The 16347-nt window shown below is 44.0% G+C and carries 15 protein-coding genes and 1 pseudogene; 5 read left to right on the forward strand and 11 right to left on the reverse strand.

What is annotated here, in order from left to right:
- Positions 1 to 163 precede the first annotated feature (163 nt).
- Together I2I13_RS22070 and I2I13_RS22075 are read left to right on the forward strand one after the other, a co-directional pair.
- Positions 164 to 1066, forward strand: a complete 903-nt coding sequence (locus tag I2I13_RS22070) for an AraC family transcriptional regulator (RefSeq protein WP_074636059.1) — start codon at positions 164 to 166, stop codon at positions 1064 to 1066.
- A gap of 30 nt (positions 1067 to 1096) precedes the next feature.
- Complete coding sequence (locus I2I13_RS22075; protein WP_195650525.1) at positions 1097 to 1996, forward strand: AraC family transcriptional regulator; 900 nt, start codon at positions 1097 to 1099, stop codon at positions 1994 to 1996.
- 356 nt (positions 1997 to 2352) lie between these two features.
- Here I2I13_RS22075 and I2I13_RS22080 read toward each other — a convergent pair.
- Positions 2353 to 2832 (reverse strand): annotated as a pseudogene (locus I2I13_RS22080) (RtcB family protein); the annotation flags it as partial.
- A gap of 138 nt (positions 2833 to 2970) precedes the next feature.
- Between I2I13_RS22080 and I2I13_RS22085 the strand changes: the two are divergent.
- The 3 genes from I2I13_RS22085 to I2I13_RS22095 all read left to right on the forward strand — a co-directional run bounded on the left by I2I13_RS22085 (position 2971) and on the right by I2I13_RS22095 (position 5180).
- Positions 2971 to 3882: an SDR family oxidoreductase gene (locus I2I13_RS22085; RefSeq protein ID WP_195650526.1), complete on the forward strand. Its 912-nt coding sequence runs from the start codon at positions 2971 to 2973 to the stop codon at positions 3880 to 3882.
- 402 nt (positions 3883 to 4284) lie between these two features.
- On the forward strand, positions 4285 to 4563 hold the full coding sequence (locus I2I13_RS22090; RefSeq protein ID WP_004303461.1) for a LysO family transporter: 279 nt from the start codon (positions 4285 to 4287) through the stop codon (positions 4561 to 4563).
- Positions 4560 to 5180, forward strand: a complete 621-nt coding sequence (locus tag I2I13_RS22095) for a lysine exporter LysO family protein (RefSeq protein WP_004295766.1) — start codon at positions 4560 to 4562, stop codon at positions 5178 to 5180. The genes I2I13_RS22090 and I2I13_RS22095 overlap by 4 nt, the downstream gene beginning before the upstream one ends.
- A 27-nt stretch (positions 5181 to 5207) precedes the next feature.
- On the opposite strand, the gene I2I13_RS22100 is transcribed toward I2I13_RS22095, so the two are convergent.
- The 10 genes from I2I13_RS22100 to atpD all read right to left on the reverse strand — a co-directional run bounded on the left by I2I13_RS22100 (position 5208) and on the right by atpD (position 16129).
- A complete protein-coding gene (locus I2I13_RS22100) occupies positions 5208 to 7805 on the reverse strand; it encodes a helix-turn-helix domain-containing protein (RefSeq protein ID WP_195650527.1) in 2598 nt (865 codons plus the stop codon).
- A 762-nt stretch (positions 7806 to 8567) separates the two neighbouring features.
- Positions 8568 to 9464: a F0F1 ATP synthase subunit gamma gene (locus tag I2I13_RS22105; RefSeq protein WP_195650528.1), complete on the reverse strand. Its 897-nt coding sequence runs from the start codon at positions 9462 to 9464 to the stop codon at positions 8568 to 8570.
- 124 nt (positions 9465 to 9588) lie between these two features.
- The gene (gene atpA / locus I2I13_RS22110; protein WP_195650529.1) at positions 9589 to 11172 is read right to left on the reverse strand and encodes a F0F1 ATP synthase subunit alpha; all 1584 of its coding nucleotides are present in this window, start codon (positions 11170 to 11172) and stop codon (positions 9589 to 9591) included.
- Positions 11172 to 11732, reverse strand: coding sequence for a F0F1 ATP synthase subunit delta (locus I2I13_RS22115; protein WP_004295760.1), 561 nt, complete (start codon positions 11730 to 11732; stop codon positions 11172 to 11174). The genes atpA and I2I13_RS22115 overlap by 1 nt, the downstream gene beginning before the upstream one ends.
- A gap of 5 nt (positions 11733 to 11737) precedes the next feature.
- Positions 11738 to 12241, reverse strand: a complete 504-nt coding sequence (atpF, locus tag I2I13_RS22120; protein WP_004295759.1) for a F0F1 ATP synthase subunit B — start codon at positions 12239 to 12241, stop codon at positions 11738 to 11740.
- Positions 12242 to 12343: 102 nt separating this feature from the next.
- A complete protein-coding gene (gene atpE / locus I2I13_RS22125) occupies positions 12344 to 12601 on the reverse strand; it encodes an ATP synthase F0 subunit C (protein WP_004308863.1) in 258 nt (85 codons plus the stop codon).
- A 108-nt stretch (positions 12602 to 12709) separates the two neighbouring features.
- Positions 12710 to 13852: a F0F1 ATP synthase subunit A gene (gene atpB, locus I2I13_RS22130; protein WP_195650530.1), complete on the reverse strand. Its 1143-nt coding sequence runs from the start codon at positions 13850 to 13852 to the stop codon at positions 12710 to 12712.
- A complete protein-coding gene (locus tag I2I13_RS22135; RefSeq protein WP_074557000.1) occupies positions 13836 to 14270 on the reverse strand; it encodes a hypothetical protein in 435 nt (144 codons plus the stop codon). The genes atpB and I2I13_RS22135 overlap by 17 nt, the downstream gene beginning before the upstream one ends.
- Positions 14271 to 14353: 83 nt before the next feature.
- Complete coding sequence (gene atpC / locus I2I13_RS22140) at positions 14354 to 14599, reverse strand: ATP synthase F1 subunit epsilon (protein WP_074557056.1); 246 nt, start codon at positions 14597 to 14599, stop codon at positions 14354 to 14356.
- Between the two features lie 12 nt (positions 14600 to 14611).
- The gene (gene atpD, locus I2I13_RS22145; protein WP_074557001.1) at positions 14612 to 16129 is read right to left on the reverse strand and encodes a F0F1 ATP synthase subunit beta; all 1518 of its coding nucleotides are present in this window, start codon (positions 16127 to 16129) and stop codon (positions 14612 to 14614) included.
- Between the last annotated feature and the right edge of the window lie 218 nt (positions 16130 to 16347).

Consider the following 16347-nt stretch of genomic DNA (forward strand, 5'->3'; position numbering starts at 1 on the left):
TCCATGACTTACTTCCAGCAATCATTGCCATTTATTTTTCCTCCCGCAAGTTTATGTAGTATACAGATTACTGATTCTTGTACCCTTATTACTGATTTGAGGAATGAAATAAAAAAGATACCTCCAAATGTTTTATCTTTGTATCAGATTAATAACAAAGCATATGGATGAAATAACAAAAATTGAAACCGTCGATCAGTATGACCAGTTGTTTGGACTGGAGACATTGCACCCTTTAGTTAATGTAATCGACTTCTCAAAAGCTACCAAGTCGGTTGAGTATATCCGTATGAACATCGGATTCTATTGTTTGTTCCTGAAAGATGCCAAATGCGGGGATCTCAAATACGGACGCAAGAATTACGATTATCAGGAAGGAACGGTTGTCTGCATGGCACCAGGACAAGTGAGCGGAATAGACAACCGTAACCGAACGGCTCCCCGTACCAAGTCGATTGGGGTTTTATTCCACCCCGATTTAATCCGTGGAACTTCATTAGGACAGAATATCAAAAACTATACTTTTTTCTCTTACGAGGTAAATGAAGCATTGCATCTTTCAGATCAGGAAAGAGAAATCGTAACCGATTGCATACATAAAATCCGGCTCGAACTGGAGCACACTATCGATAAGCATAGCAAGCAACTTATCGTGCGAAATATCGAACTGCTACTGGATTACTGTATGCGTTTCTACGAACGGCAGTTCATTACACGCAATCAGGCGAATAAAGATATAGTCGTTAAATTCGAGCAATTACTGGACGAATATTTCCAAAATCAGGTGGCAATGACCGAAGGACTGCCATCCGTGAAATACTTTGCAGACAAGGCATGCCTCTCTCCTAATTATTTCGGAGACCTGATAAAGAAGGAAACCGGAAAAACGGCACAGGAATATATCCAGTGTCGGATTATCGAACTGGCCAAAGAAAGAATACTGGAAGGTGTTCAAACTGTCAGCCAGGTAGCTTATGAACTGGGATTTCAATATCCACAGCACTTCAGCCGGTTATTTAAAAAGCATGTCGGCTGCACCCCGAACGAATATAAACAAAAAAACTAGACGTATTTTAGATACAGGAGTCTCAACATCATGGGAGATAAAGTACTCAAAATAGGAACCGTGCATCAATGCAATTGTTGCCTGGGGAGTAAGACACTACACCCGCTGGTAAGTGTCATTGATCTCTCAAAGGCTGACTTGTCAGCTCATACGGGCATCAAGTTCGACTTTTATACGATTCTATTGAGTGAGTGTAAATGTGAAGCGTATATGTATGGTCACCAGTATTATGATTTTTCGGATGGTACTTTGCTCTGCCTTAGTCCCGGAGAGTCTATCAATATGAAGGAAAACAGTAAGAATTTTCCCTCCAAAGGATGGATATTGGCTTTTCATCCCGATCTGATTTGTGGCACTCCGCTCGGACTTAATATACATAACTATACTTTCTTCTCTTATCTGCCTGAAGAAGCATTACATATATCTTTGCGCGAGAAGCAAATCATTCTGGAGTTTATGGATAAAATAAACCAGGAACTCGAACGTTGCATTGACCGACATAGCAAGAAGATAGTTTCCAAGTATATAGAACTATTGCTGGATTACTGCGTCCGTTTCTACGAACGCCAATTCATTACACGTAATGAAGCGAATAAAACGATTATCAAACAATTCGATAAAATCATAAATAACCATTTCGAAACGAAACAGGTACCGACTGTCGATATACTTTCACATAAGTATTGTGCGAACCGGCTTCATTTGTCTCCTGAATATTTCAACGACTTACTGGAGTATGAAACGGGAAAATCATTTAAAGAGTATATCGAATTCAAACGCTTCGAGATTGCCAAAGATTGGTTGGTAAATACTGATAAAACGATCAATCAGATAACGCAAGAGCTGGGTTTTCAGAATCCACAGTATTTCAGCCGGTTATTTAAGAAAATCACAGGTTGTTCTCCGAATGATTTCAGGATACCTAATTGAAAGTATATGTTAAAGGGATTAGAGGAAGATAAAGCAATCAAAAAGTCTTAATAAAAATTGAATTAGAATATCAAATTCTTAATCTATGTTATGAAACATACTTTTTTTCTTGGATTATTTGCTAATTTGCCAAAAGTATGTACCTTTGCAATGTGTTTTTCATAGTATTAGATTTAAGGTTAACAAAGGTTGGAGCAAGGCGTTGCTCCTTTTTTTATGTCCATACACTAGATACTCCTTTAAACATGGCATGACATTATCCCTTAATCACCGCCATTGGAGCCAGCTCCGCCAACGGTTTCACCAAGTCCTCTGTGTCTCCATTGGCAGGTAAGCCAGTCCCGGTACCATTGCAGTGTATCTTTCTGAATCTCAATAAAGTGATTCCCTCCTCCCAAGGTTCCTATCTGCTTCAAACAAGCCTCGTACTGATTCTTCAAAACAGGCATCTCTTCAAAGTCGAATCCTTGCGGAAGCAATTCCTGATCCTGCTTTTTATTCTGATGATCGAATCCCAAAGGAACAACTGCACGAATCTTCGACATAATGGAAGTCAAATCCGTATAACTAAAATCTTCCGCTTTTAGATTCGTCTTAATCGCACACATACCACAACCGATATCCACTCCCACAGCATTGGGAACAATCACGCCATTGGTAGCCAACACACCGCCAATAGGCATTCCTTTTCCCGCATGCGCATCAGGCATGATGGCAATATGTTTAAATGCAAAAGGCAGTGAAGTCAAATCCATAATCTGCGACATACAAGAGTCCTCTACTTCATCCAACCAAAGTTTAGCGGGTAAACGTGTTCCCATAATTACTTTTTCCATACATTTTTTCTTTTATCAATTCATATAAATCTCGTTATCGGGAGCAAAGTAAGAAGGGAAGTACGAAATCTATTTGCGTAGTTGATATTATTTTTTATTTTTGTAGAAATAATCTATAACATCTATATATAGAACCTAATGAAGAAGATATTAATTATCGGTGCCAACGGATTCACCGGACGCCAGATTTTAAACGATTTGTCTGCTTGTAAACAATACAAGGTGACGGGCTGCTCCCTGCATCCGGATATTCTTCCCAATAACGCGGAGGATTATCGTTTCATCGAAACAGATATACGGAATGAAGCGGACGTTAGGCATCTCTTCAAAGAGGTTCAACCCGATGTAGTCATTAATTGCTCCGCTCTGTCCGTGCCGGACTATTGCGAAACGCATCATGAAGAAGCCTATCTTACCAATGTTACCGCAGTAGGCCAACTGGCCGATTTATGCGAAGAATACAAAAGCCGGTTCATTCATTTATCTACGGACTTTGTTTTTGATGGAAAGATAAACGAAGCTGCCGGGCTGTTATATACAGAAAAAGACCTCCCTGCCCCGGTCAACTACTACGGATATACCAAATGGAAAGGAGAAGAGAGGGTGGCAGAAACTTGCAGCAGTTATGCCATTGTCCGTGTAGAAATCGTTTATGGCAAGGCACTACCGGGACAACATGGTAATATTGTACAGCTAGTAATGAACCGTCTGAAAGCCGGACAAGAAATACGTGTCGTATCCGATCAATGGCGGACACCAACCTATGTTGGAGACGTTTCGGATGGAGTGCTACGTTTAATAGAACATACGACGAATGGCATCTTCCACATCTGTGGAGATGAATGTATGACCATTGCAGAGATTGCCTACCAGGTAGCAGATTATATGAAACTCGACCGTTCTCTTATCCATCCTGCCACCACAGAAAAAATGAATGAAAGCACTCCCCGTCCCCGCTTCAGTGGGATGAGTATTGATAAAGCCCGGACAATGCTCGGATACAGGCCCCAAAAGTTAAAAGAAATTCTTGCGAACTGGGATAAATTATAAGGGAAAGAGCACATAACCAACTTTTTACAACCATCTATCTCGTTCCGGATATTCCTTTCTCTTTATTTATTGCATATTTATTTTGAAAATATGCAATAAATAACTATCTTTGCACCAAATTCAAAAAAGACCAATGATGAATCAAACATTACAATTACATAACGCTACTCTTTTTCTTGCAGGAATACCTATTTTCTGTAAGTCTTGTTGCGTGCATGTGCATTGGTTCAGTGGATTCATCTAAATTTCCCAACTATTTCTTTACAGGAACTACCTGCTGACTTGTTTTGTTAGCCATAGCAGTATTCCTTTCTGATTTTCAAGCAGATGTAATATCTTCTTTGAAAATTCTTTTGTGTGTTGTCAATCATCAGTTTAACCTAACCCAAAATATATACAATTATGTTCTCTATTATATCTACCATGTTTTTAGGAATCGGCATCGGCTATGTATTGCGTAACTGGAGTATTCTACAGAAGACAGAAAAGACAATTTCTCTTACAATATTCCTGTTGCTCTTTATTCTCGGTGTATCTATCGGTTCTAATAGCCTGATTGTGAACAATCTTGGTAAGTTCGGATGGCAAGCCATTGTTCTTGCTGTGTCCGGTGTATTGGGAAGCCTGATTGCTGCCCGTTTGGTACTACAATTATTTTTCAGGAAAGGAGGCGAACAATGAAAGGAAGTCTGATCGTTATAGTATTCTTTTGTGTAGGCTGTATCATGGGAGCTTTCAATAAGTTCGAGTTCGATACACACACAGTTTCCATGTACATACTTTATGCATTAATGCTACAAGTAGGAATCAGCATCGGTTCCAATAAGAACCTGAAAGCCATTGTTTCACATTTGCACCCTAAAATGTTGCTGATTCCATTGGGAACAATTATCGGTACGCTGTTATTCTCCGCCCTGGCAAGTTTGCTATTGCGTCAATGGAGCGTGTTCGACTGTATGGCAGTGGGAAGTGGATTTGCCTACTATTCACTCTCTTCCATCCTTATCACCCAGTTCAAAGAACCCTCCATCGGACTGCAACTGGCTACGGAACTGGGAACCATTGCCCTACTGACTAATATTTTCCGTGAGATGATGGCACTTCTTGGTACTCCGATCATCAAGAAGTACTTCGGGAAACTCGCTCCTATTTCAGCAGCAGGAGTCAACTCGATGGATGTACTGCTGCCTTCCATCACCAGATATTCAGGAAAAGAAATGATTCCCATCGCCATCCTGCACGGCATTCTGATTGACATCAGCGTTCCCGTTTTCGTTTCTTTCTTCTGTAATCTTTAACCCTGTCCGGGATAATAACTTTATTTATTAATGCCCGGAAACAGCCAATACAAACTTGATATCAGCATAGGAGACATCGTCTCCTAATGCTACCTTTATAGCGAATATTCCCATGTATTCATGTTCATCCAAATACTTGCGAATCTTCGCTATATTTTCAGCTTTCACCACCTGCTCCACTTTGATCTTTCCCGAACGGACATAATGCTCCAGATGTCCGGCAATGGTTCCGGATACCAAATCACGAGCCTTGGCTATTTCATCTATATTCATTCCCTGACGGAACATTTCATAGCTAACCAACTTCGTATCTTTCTTCGCCTCCTTCTTTTTCTCCTTCTCCGCCTCTTTCTCCTGTTTCTCTGCCTCTTTCTGCAGCTTCGTCTTTCGTTGCCTTACCGTATCATCGCTATTACCGGAGGAGATTAACATATCCGTTATCTCCGGCCTCTCCAATTGATTCTCCGCCATATACTTGCGGATAATACCCAGAATCTCAAGCCCGTATCTCTCTACTACTTTCGCTCCAAAATAAGGTATCGCCTCCAAAGCTCTTGGACTATCCGGTAGCAGATTCACAATTCCCATCAATGCTTTCTGTTGCATAATCACATAAGCAGGAACATTCATCTCCCTTGTTTTAGCTGTTCTCCATTCAGACAGGGCACGATAAAGCTCCGGATGCAGAATATCCGTAGGAACTTCCACCTTTACCTTTTCAGCACTGCATGTACGCTCTTTCCGTTCCTTACGTTCTTTCTTCTCCTTCAAAGCCTTCGAAGAACCGGAGGACGTAGAATCATCTTCAAGGCTCAACATTACTTTAGCCTTCAACTTCAAATAATCCGTAATAGCAAACCTCCCTCTTGTAGACACAGCTTCCAACAGAGACTCCTTAATCCACAACGCATCATCCAGCGCCTGCATACGCTCTGCCAAAAGCTTTCTCAACTCTTTATTATCAAGAGGCATATTAGTCTTATCATACAAAGCCCGAACCGGTTCCAACTCCTTATGAAAATATCCGGCACCGGAACGAATCCGTTCCTGCAACTCCTCATTCGCCGCATAATCCTCACTCTCATGTATCAACCGGGTATACTGATTGCGGAAACGTTGAGACACCTCCACAATCTTCTCTTTAACATGGGGAGCCAACGCCTTATATTCAGCCAACTGCTTCGGAAAGAGCTTATACAAATCCTCATCCATAAGACGAAGCAACCGTTTATAAGCCTGATCGATTGAATAGAAATTAAACAAATCACTCAACAAATCAAAGAAATACGCCTTTTGCATATCATTCAACTGCTGGCTGCCCGGCTTATTTTGCTCCACCGCTTTGGTGAAATTATCCACCGTAGCATCACTTATTATGGCTTCCCTGCGCAAAGGAGACTCCAACACCATACCCTCCAGCGTCTTGCAACGACTCAAAGCCACATAAGTTTGCCCATGTGCAAAGGAATTCCGTGCATCAATAATAGCACGTTCAAACGTCAAACCCTGGCTCTTATGTATCGTAATAGCCCACGCCAAACGAATAGGATACTGGCGGAACGTCCCCTCTATCACTTCAGTGATCTCCTTCGTCTCCTCATTCAACACATACTTATAATTCCCCCACTCTTCCGGCAACAACTGAAATTCGGATCTATCCCCTTTACCACGCACCACAATACCCGTTTCATTAACCGCTACCACCTCACCAATCATACCGTTATAATACCGTTTCTCGGACGATGGATCATTCTTCAGGAACATAATCTGTGCTCCCTCCTTAATTGTCAGAAGTTTATCCGCAGGATACAAATATTCTGGAAAATCCCCCTCTATCTCGGCACTAAAATGATACGCCTTGCCGGGCAACGATGCCAGTTCGCGATCATTAACCCTCTGCGCCTGATTATTATGTGTCGTCAGACGAATATATCCCTCTTCTTTCTGCGGCTGAAAGCCGGGCTGATAACGACGGTTCAGTTCATTCAACACTTCATCATCCGCCTTATTCTCCCGAATTTTATTTAATAAAGAAAGGAAGAACGTATCACTCTGACGATATACTTTCTTGAGTTCAATCGTCATATATGCCGTTTCTTTCAATGCATGACTTGCAAAGAAATAAGGAGTCTCATAATGCTTTCTCAACAACTCCCACTCATTGTCTTTCACAACAGGCGCCAGCTGTTGCAAATCTCCAATCATCAACAGCTGCACCCCACCAAAAGGTTTCTCCCTATCGCGATACCTCCGCAGAGTTGCATCCACCGCATCCAACAAATCAGCACGCACCATACTGATCTCATCAATAACCAGCAAATCCATACTACGGATGATATTCCGCTTTTCTTTACTATAACGATAATGTGTCTGGGAAGAATTAAAGGTTGTTTCGGGCACAAAAGGAGCAAAAGACAACTGAAAGAAAGAATGAATCGTTACGCCTCCCGCATTGATAGCTGCAATCCCTGTCGGAGCCAATACAACCATGCGTTTGGGCGTATGTTCTTTCAATCGTCTAAGAAATGTCGTTTTCCCGGTTCCAGCTTTTCCGGTAAGAAATAAATGTGTGCCTGTATTTTCAATGAACTGCCAAGCAAGCTGCAGTTCCGGATTATTTTCCATGCTTTTCCAATTTTCGGTAAAGTTACTGAATATTCTTTTTCTTTCGTCTTGATACGAAAGAAAAAGAACCAAAAAGAAAGAATCAAGGCTGCGTTTTTCCGGCTACTCCGGTGCTTCCTCCGGCTAAAGGGCAGAAACTCGCTACGCTCAAACAGTCTGCCCTTTTTAACGCCGGAGAAACCACCTGCGCTTGACGCCGGAAAAACGAGGCCGGAAGACCTGCGGGTGGAAGCCTTACAATGTGGGAAGCTTTATTATTAAAAAACTCACCATATAAAAAGAGGACATAGAATAAAAGGCTAATAGAATGATAACCGATGTAGCCTATGTAGTATAAAGAGACTTATGAAAGGTTTATACCCCTTATAAAAAAGCTTTGCTATATAAAAGTCGCAGACGTTATACGACTCAATATAGCAAAGCAGAACAATATATAATAAAACTATTAACGATATAACAGCGACTCACCAAAGCAATATCAGACATATCGCACGGCTCCCCCCACAACCCTATCCAGAACAGCTTCCCCACAAACCTACTCTACAACATTCAAGCAGCAACACCCACCCCGCCAGGTTCCCCGGCCTACTTTTTTCTCCGTCAGGCGAGCGCCCGTAACGGAGCGTTAAGAAGGGCAGACTGTTTGAGCGTAGCGAGTTTCTGCCCTTTAGCGAAGTGAAGGAAGCGAGTAGGAGAAAAAAGTCAGCCTTGAATTTTTCTTTGCTTCTTTCTTTTGTTTCAAGACAAAAGAAAGATGATTAATTACTTCATGGATCCCCCTACAATATCCAGCAATTCATTTGTAATCGCCTGCTGACGACTCTTATTGTACTGCTTCGTCAAATCCTGGATCAGCTCGTTTGCGTTGTCCGTAGCCACTTGCATAGCCAACGTACGTGCAGCATGTTCCGAAGCATTGGAGTCAACAGCGGCAGTAAAAATCTTCTGGCTCAATACAGTGGGGATTAAGCTCGCGATTAATTCCTCTGCGTTCGGTTCGATGATATAATCATTGGCAATCTCGTTCTCCTGTACCTCCTCTTCATTCTCTCTGTCCTCTTCACTTACGACGTTCGTCAGATTAATGGGGAGATACGTCTCACGAAAAAGAATCTGTACCCCCATTGATTTGAAGTGATGATAGATTATTTCCACCCGGTCCACTTCGCCTGCTACATACAGATCCATCAGTCGGTGAGCCAGTTCGGCAGCCTTCTGATACGTTGGTTTGTCGGAGAGCGTTGGAGAAACCTCCTGCGGTTTGAAACCCATCCGTTTGGCCGCTTCATCCACCTTCTTGCCTACCGGGAATATCAAGATATTATCCTGTCCTAAAGTACGGAATTCCCCGATAGTCTGCATCATCATTTTGATGACATTGGCGTTGAAAGCACCACAAAGAGAAGTGTTCGAAGAAAAAACAACGATTGCTACACGCTTCACTTCACGTTCCTGCACATAAGGAGATTCGATAGGCAGGTCCGCGCTTAGGAAGTTAGTCAGAATCTTGTTCAACTTCTTCTGATAAGGCAGCATATTCTCAATGGCTCCTTGCGCCTTGTGTAATTTGGCAGAAGCCACCATCTTCATTGCTGAAGTGATTTTTCGGGTACTCTTGACCGAATTTATTCTGGTTTTTACTTCTTTCAGTGAAGCCATAGTGATAATTAAAAATTAATAATTAAAAATTAAAGGGCGATCTGATTTATAAAAAAGCCAATTAGATAAATCAAAAAACCATTCAGATTTATTTTAAAGGCCAATCAGATAAACCAATGACCGATTAGATAAATTGTTTAGTGACCATAGCGGCAGTCTCTTCGATAGCCTTAATCACATTATCATCAATCACACCCGTTTTCAATACATTCAATACATCCTCCTGATGATTCAGTTGCAGCGATTCGATGAAGCTACGTTCAAAGTCCTGCACCTTATCCAAGGGAACATCGTGGAGCAGTCCGTGTGTACCACAGTAGAGAATAGCAATCTGCTGTTCTACGGGCATCGGGCTGTATTGAGGCTGAATCAACAGCTGGCCGTTCTTACGTCCCTTGTCAATCGTCAATGCGGTAATCGGGTCCATGTCGCTACTGAACTTGGAGAACGCTTCCAGTTCACGATACTGTGCCTGGTCGATCTTCAATGTTCCCGCCACTTTCTTCATAGCCTTAATCTGCGCGTTACCACCTACACGGGATACAGAGATACCGACGTTGATAGCCGGACGCGTACCCTGGTTGAACAAGTCAGTTTCAAGGAATATCTGTCCGTCGGTGATAGAAATCACGTTCGTCGGGATATAAGCCGATACGTCACCAGCCTGCGTTTCGATGATAGGCAATGCCGTGAGCGAACCACCGCCTTTGACAATTCCCTTCAGACTTTCCGGAAGATCGTTCATTTCGCGAGCCACTTCCTCCTGACTGATAATCTTGGCAGCACGTTCCAACAGACGGGAGTGCAGATAGAAGATATCACCCGGATAAGCCTCACGACCTGATGGACGGCGAAGAATCAGAGAAACCTCACGATAAGCTACCGCCTGCTTGGAAAGGTCATCATAAACCACCAACGCATGACGACCGGTATCACGGAAATACTCGCCAATGGCAGCACCCGCAAAAGGAGCGTAATACTGCAATGCAGCCGGATCACCAGCCGTAGCAGCCACCACAATCGTGTAGTCCAGTGCTCCATACTCACGAAGCGTATTAACGATAGAAGCAACGGTAGAACCCTTCTGACCGATAGCCACATAAATACAATATACAGGATCACCTGCCAGGAAGTTACTGCGCTGGTTGATAATCGTATCAATAGCGATGGCAGTCTTTCCCGTCTGGCGGTCGCCGATAATCAACTCACGCTGTCCGCGACCGATAGGAATCATGGCGTCTACCGCCTTCAATCCCGTCTGCAACGGTTGGTTCACAGGCTGACGGTAGATTACCCCCGGAGCTTTCCGTTCCAATGGCATATCATACAGTTCGCCACCAACCAGCCCCTTGCCGTCGAGCGGTTCGCCCAGCGGGTCGATCACACGTCCCAGCATGCCCTCTCCTACACGGATGGAGGCGATACGTTTGGTACGCTTCACGACGAATCCCTCTTTGATCTTGTCCGTCGGACCCAACAGCACAGCACCCACGTTGTCCTCTTCGAGGTTCATCACGATTGCTTTGATACCATTGTCAAACTCCAGCAATTCATTGGCTTCGGCATTTCGCAATCCATAGATACGCACTACGCCGTCGCTCACCTGGAGCACCGTACCGATTTCGTCAAGTTGCACATTGGCGTTGATTCCTTCGAGCTGCTTGCGCAATATATCAGATACTTCGCTTACTTTTATATTTTCAGACATTATACAATTCTCCTATTCTTATCAATAAATTGTTGTTTCACTCGCTTCAACTGCGTGGCAACGCTTGCATCCAGTCGGTAGTCGTTGACATCGAAGATAAATCCGCCTTCGATCGAAGGATCTATCACCGTTTCGAGTTCCATCTGGGCGTGCAAGATATGCTCTGCTGCGGAACGAATCCGGTTTTCCGTTTCCTTATTGACGGGAACGGCTGTAATGAGCTTACCCACTCCGATATGCTTCAGCTTCCGGTAGAGATCCAGATACATCAGGCTGATAAATTGCAGATAGCCTTCACGCCTGTTTCGCAGTACCAAAGTGATAAAACGGACAAACTCTCTGGTCGATTTTCCGTCACCGTCGGCAGCCGTGCAGACTAACGCCAACTTTTCCTTCGTTGTGATGACCGGATTATCAAGTGCTTCGCGCAAACCGGGCTGTTCACAAAAACTATGCGACAGCGTCAGGAACTCCTGATATAACCTGTCCTCCAGACCTTTTTCCTGTGCATATTCAATGATGGCTTTTGCATAACGCATTGAGAGTATTCCGACTTCCATCTTCCTTAGTTCTTATTCGGGGTTAGTACTTCATCCAGCATACGGTCGATCATGCCCATCTGTGCTTCCTTGTCCTCAAGACTCTTGCGGAGCACTTTCTCGGCGATGTCCACAGAAAGCACGGCTACCTGGCGACGGATGTCGCGGATGGCTTCGTCTTTCTCTATCTGGATTTGTTGTTTCACCGCATCCAGTTCTTTTTGTGCGGCAATTTCGGCTTGTTTACGGGCCTCGTGAACAATCTTGTCACGTTCTTCCATTGCTTCCCTCAAGATGCGTCCTTGTTCTTTGTTGGCGGCAGCCACCAATGCGTCGCCTTCCTCTTTCAGTTTAGACAACTGGGCATTAGCCTCTCTCGCCACCTCCAAAGACTGGTCGATATAGGTCTTACGACCCTCCACCATCTTGATGATGACGGGGAAGCCGTATTTCGCCAATATCACGAACACAATCCCGAATGAGAGAAACATCCAGAACAGCAGGCCACTATCAGGTAATAGTAATGACATAATCTTTATTTACGATTTTACGATTTACAATTTACGATTTCGCGGCTGATCATGATTTGAAACATGGCTCACGCCTGCGAAATTCGCTTGTTATATGCCTGATTAGAGGAAGAACACCAACAGACAAACTACTACCGCCAACAAAGCCACACCTTCAATCAAGGCGGCGGCGATAATCATGTTCATACGGATGTCCCCTGATGCTTCCGGCTGGCGTGCGATTGCCTCCATTGCCGAACTACCAATCTTACCAATACCCAAACCAGCTCCGATTACTGCAAGACCTGCACCGATAGCTGCACCTAATTTACTAACTCCTACTGCTGCTGCAGTGGCTTGTAACAATACTGATAGTAACATAATTTTCAGTTTTAAAATGGTTTATATTTTCTCTTGTTTATTATTTAATCATTCATTCCGCGCGTTTATTCCGTATTCTTTTTATCAACGTTTTCACCGCGTTTCATTTCAATTTTCTTCAGCTTTCACTTTGGCACCTTCCTGTGCCAGACCGATAAACACTGCCGACAACATCGTAAATACGTAAGCCTGGATGAAAGCAACCAACAACTCAAGCGCATTCATAAAGATGTTGAACAATACAGAAGCCACCGTCAGCGTGCCGTTCAGTGCAGGCCCCATGCTTGCCGAGATAAAGATCAGGCAGGTAAGCACCAGCATCGCCATGTGTCCCGCCAGCATATTGGCAAAAAGACGAATCATCAAAGCAAACGGTTTCGTAAAGATTCCGAAGAACTCGATGAATGGCATCATCGGTATAGGCACTTTCAGCCACCAGGGTACATCAGGCCAGAAAATATCCTTCCAGTAATGTTTAGAACCGAAGATATTCACTGCCAGGAACGTGCAGACTGCAAGCACCATAGTGATAGCGATATTTCCCGTCACGTTCGCACCTCCGGGGAAGAACGGAATCAATCCCATCATGTTATTGATAAAGATGAAAAAGAACGCTGTCAGCAGATACGGTGCAAACTTCCGGTAGTTGGGTCCTACACAACTCTTGATAATGTCATCGTTCACCATCATAATGAACATCTCCATGAATCCGATAAATCCTCCCGGTGCTTTCGCTCCTTGCGGACGTTTTCTGTACCAGTGTGACACGCTCAATACGATGATGAGCAACAACACGCTGTTGAACAGCAAAGCAAACGTCACTTTCGTGATGGAAATATCCCACGGGCGAACCTGTTCGCCTGCCGCATTATACTCTACCAGTTTGCCCTCGTACTTACTTCCTTCGGGAGCGATGGAAAGTCCTTCATAAGTCCCTCCATTCTCTTCGAGACGGGAAGAAAGGAACGTGTGCCAACCTGTAGTACTACTATAAACAATGATAGGTAATGGTATAGTAATGTGCGCGTTACCCCACGTTGTGATATGCCATTCGTAGGAGTCTCCGATATGACCGAACACAATTTCTTTCACATCCACCGTGTTCTCCTGTTCCTCTTTCGGAGTAATCTCGTCCTGCGTCTGTTGTGACACCGCTTCCCCCTCCTGCTCCTGTGCAGGAACCGGCAAGCTGACCACTGCCATGAGGCAGAACAGAATTAACGGAGCTACTATGTTATGCAACTGTTTCATTTTTCTTCTTATTTTTCTTTTTCCGTTTCTGATTCAACTCAAAAGAGAAGAAGAACCAGGTTTCGAATATCAGATATATCAAATAGAAAGAGATAAACGTCAGCAGAAAGGCTCTGGCTTCTTCGCGAACGGCAAGACAATAAATCAATACCAGAATCAGCGATAGAATCATTTTTATCATCTTTATTGCCAGATACAACAGTAACAATCTCTGTGGAGCATGTCGGCGGCAAGCGTCGAACATATAGATGCTAAACAGACCAAAGAAGTAAAAATAGACCGGAATAAACGGATACCCTCCGAAATAATGTCCTGGCAAAGCGAAGTGTAGAATGACAGCTCCGAGTGCCGCACTTATTACTGCAAATAAGGTATGCAAAAAAATAAAATTCCGTTTAGTTTTACTTATATTCACCATGTTACTGTGTTTTTCTGTAAAGTTATAATCTCGTTTTTTTCACACTTTTGATATTTAGTCTTTGTGCCGGTGGGGAACTTCCGTCAGGAAACACACGCGGAAACCGTACCGTCACTCATTTCGACAAAACCGCCCTGAATATCCATCGTGTGCTCTTCTCCGTCCATCGTCGTGTAACTCAACGTTCCCTCTTTCAACGACGAAACAATGGGCGCATGCCCGGGGAGAATAGAAAACGAACCGATCATTCCCGGCAATGTGACAATCTTCACATTTCCGTCGAATATGCTCTTTTCGGGCGATACTATACTCAAATGCAGTTCTTTCATCATGCTATCTTTTTATTTTTTTGCCTGTTCCAGCAATTTCTTACCTTTCTCTATTGCCTCCTCAATGGTTCCGACATTCAAGAAAGCCTGTTCGGGAAGATAATCCACTTCTCCTTCCAGAATCATCTTGAATCCCTTGATAGTGTCTTCGATGCCCACCATCACGCCCGGAACGCCTGTAAACTGTTCGGCTACGGCAAACGGTTGCGAAAGGAAACGCTGCACACGGCGGGCGCGGTTCACTACCATCTTGTCTTCTTCCGAAAGCTCTTCCATACCGAGGATGGAAATAATGTCCTGCAATTCCTTGTTACGTTGCAGAATTTGTTTCACTTGCTGCGCTACGTCGTAGTGTTCCTGGCCAACAATGTGCGGGTCGAGGATACGTGACGTAGAAGCCAACGGGTCTACCGCCGGATAAATACCCAGCTCCGTAATCTTACGGTCGAGCACGGTAGTTGCGTCCAAGTGGCTGAAAGTTGTTGCAGGAGCCGGGTCGGTCAAGTCATCGGCAGGCACATACACCGCCTGTACGGAGGTGATAGAACCTTTGCGGGTAGACGTGATACGTTCCTGCATCGCACCCATTTCCGTAGCCAACGTGGGCTGGTAACCAACAGCGGAGGGCATACGTCCCAAAAGGGCGGACACTTCCGAACCTGCTTGCGTGAAACGGAAGATATTATCAATAAAGAACAGAATATCGCGTTTCTCACCTTCTTTTCCTGCGTCGCGGAAAGATTCCGCCACCGTCAGTCCGGACAATGCCACAGAGGCACGTGCGCCCGGAGGCTCGTTCATCTGACCGAAAATCAGAGACACTTGCGATTTCTCCAGTTCGTTATAATCCACTTTCGAAAGATCCCAATGACCTTTCTCCATTCCTTCCTTGAATGCCTCGCCGTAACGGATTACACCGGATTCAATCATTTCGCGCAGCAAGTCGTTACCTTCGCGGGTACGTTCACCTACTCCGGCAAATACAGAGAATCCGTTATGTTTCTTGGCGATATTATTGATAAGTTCCTGAATCAATACAGTCTTTCCTACACCGGCGCCGCCGAACAAACCGATCTTACCACCTTTGGCATACGGTTCGAGCAGGTCGATCACCTTGATACCTGTGAAGAGCACCTCTTGCACAGTTGTCAAATCCTCAAACTTAGGGGGTTCTCGGTGAATAGAATATGCACCTTTACGGTCGAGTCCTTTCATACCGTCGATTGAATCACCGACTACGTTCATCAGTCTTCCTTTAATCTGTTCGCCAATCGGCATCGTGATCGGGCCTCCGGTGGGATACACTTTCATGCCTCTCTGAAGTCCGTCAGTACTATCCATCGCTACGGTACGCACCGTATTTTCGCCGATATGTTGCTGAACTTCTACAACCAGTATTTTGCCGTTTGGCCTCTTTATCTCCAGCGCGTCGTGGATGCTTGGCAGCACCAATTCTGCATCCGTACCTTCAAAGTACACATCGACCACAGGGCCGATCACCTGCGAGATATGTCCGATAATCTGTGACATAAGCAATCTCAATTTATTTATATTATTCTTTTCTCTCCCTTTGACTTTATAATATGACAAGGAATGAACATTTTTCGCGTTTTACCTATTTTCATTATTATAGTAAACAGTTGAGTTCAGTTTTTGTTCAACTATTTTCTATATCCCATAAACTTCTGTCCTTAGAAATAGTTAAAGAAACAACTGCGCAAATGTAGAAACAATTCCGTGTCGTTGTG

Source organism: Bacteroides sp. D55t1_190419_B8, assembly GCF_015558905.1.
Lineage (GTDB): Bacteria > Bacteroidota > Bacteroidia > Bacteroidales > Bacteroidaceae > Bacteroides > Bacteroides vicugnae.

Bases quoted from the DNA above. Each gene is read 5' to 3' on its own strand.
- atpA (WP_195650529.1), bottom strand. From the start codon at position 11,172: ATGTCTGAAAATATAAAAGTAAGCGAAGTATCTGATATATTGCGCAAG.
- I2I13_RS22070 (WP_074636059.1), top strand. From the start codon at position 164: ATGGATGAAATAACAAAAATTGAAACCGTCGATCAGTATGACCAGTTG.
- I2I13_RS22085 (WP_195650526.1), top strand. From the start codon at position 2,971: ATGAAGAAGATATTAATTATCGGTGCCAACGGATTCACCGGACGCCAG.
- atpF (WP_004295759.1), bottom strand. From the start codon at position 12,241: ATGTCATTACTATTACCTGATAGTGGCCTGCTGTTCTGGATGTTTCTC.
- I2I13_RS22095 (WP_004295766.1), top strand. From the start codon at position 4,560: ATGAAAGGAAGTCTGATCGTTATAGTATTCTTTTGTGTAGGCTGTATC.
- atpC (WP_074557056.1), bottom strand. From the start codon at position 14,599: ATGAAAGAACTGCATTTGAGTATAGTATCGCCCGAAAAGAGCATATTC.
- atpE (WP_004308863.1), bottom strand. From the start codon at position 12,601: ATGTTACTATCAGTATTGTTACAAGCCACTGCAGCAGCAGTAGGAGTT.
- I2I13_RS22105 (WP_195650528.1), bottom strand. From the start codon at position 9,464: ATGGCTTCACTGAAAGAAGTAAAAACCAGAATAAATTCGGTCAAGAGT.
- I2I13_RS22100 (WP_195650527.1), bottom strand. From the start codon at position 7,805: ATGGAAAATAATCCGGAACTGCAGCTTGCTTGGCAGTTCATTGAAAAT.
- I2I13_RS22075 (WP_195650525.1), top strand. From the start codon at position 1,097: ATGGGAGATAAAGTACTCAAAATAGGAACCGTGCATCAATGCAATTGT.
- I2I13_RS22135 (WP_074557000.1), bottom strand. From the start codon at position 14,270: ATGGTGAATATAAGTAAAACTAAACGGAATTTTATTTTTTTGCATACC.
- atpB (WP_195650530.1), bottom strand. From the start codon at position 13,852: ATGAAACAGTTGCATAACATAGTAGCTCCGTTAATTCTGTTCTGCCTC.
- I2I13_RS22090 (WP_004303461.1), top strand. From the start codon at position 4,285: ATGTTCTCTATTATATCTACCATGTTTTTAGGAATCGGCATCGGCTAT.
- atpD (WP_074557001.1), bottom strand. From the start codon at position 16,129: ATGTCACAGATTATCGGACATATCTCGCAGGTGATCGGCCCTGTGGTC.
- I2I13_RS22115 (WP_004295760.1), bottom strand. From the start codon at position 11,732: ATGGAAGTCGGAATACTCTCAATGCGTTATGCAAAAGCCATCATTGAA.